This is a genomic window from Mesorhizobium sp. M1A.F.Ca.IN.020.06.1.1 (assembly GCF_004023265.1).
Taxonomy (GTDB): Bacteria; Pseudomonadota; Alphaproteobacteria; order Rhizobiales; family Rhizobiaceae; genus Mesorhizobium.
The window spans coordinates 1-705 of sequence record NZ_RZSR01001595.1; the positions used below are offsets into that span (position 1 = coordinate 1).

1 protein-coding gene is annotated in these 705 nt (G+C 62.6%); it reads right to left on the bottom strand.

What is annotated here, in order from left to right:
* Positions 1-652 (bottom strand): SDR family NAD(P)-dependent oxidoreductase (locus EOA60_RS35760; RefSeq protein WP_128312771.1); only part of this gene is annotated, 652 nt, incomplete at its 3' end.
* Positions 653-705 lie beyond the last annotated feature (53 nt).

A 705-nucleotide genomic window follows, 5' to 3' on the forward strand; every position in this document is an offset into this window, starting at 1 on the left:
TCATGGCATCATAGCCGTCCTTGGCCACATCGGCCGGATTGTCTTTCTCCTGAGTCCCGATTTCGGTGTCCATCATGTCGGCCCGCTCGAAGAAGCGGGTCTGCGTCGCGCCGGGCATCAGCACTGTCACGGTCACACCGCTGTCCTTCAACTCATGGCGCAGCGCGATGGCGAAAGAATCGATGAAGGCTTTGGTGCCGTTGTAGACCGCTTGGAAGGTGCCGGGCATGAAGCCGGCGATGGAGCCCGTGAACAGGATCCGGCCGCGGCCACGCCGGACCATCTGCCGGCCGAGCCGATGTGCCAGATAGACCGTGCCGGTGATGTTCGTGTCGATGACGCGGCGCGCCTTGGGCCAGTCCTGATCGATGAAGCCCCGGCCCAGGCCTCGTCCCGCGTTGAGGAACAGAAGGTCAATAGCGCGGTCACCAATCCTCGCGATCAGTTGATTGGCCCCTTCCTCGGTCGCGAGGTCGGCTTCTACCGCCTCGACTGCAACGTGGTGAGATTGCAGCGCCTCGGCAGCCTGCTCTATCGCCGGCTCGTCGGCCACGATCACCAGTTCGTAGCCATCTCTCGCGCATAATTTCGCCAGTTCCTTGCCGATGCCGCTGGAAGCGCCGGTCACCACGGCGAGCTTTCCGTTTTCCATTTCGTTCTCCGACCGTGTGAGTGTGGTCCGGCCGAACATGCGCAGAGTGCGAT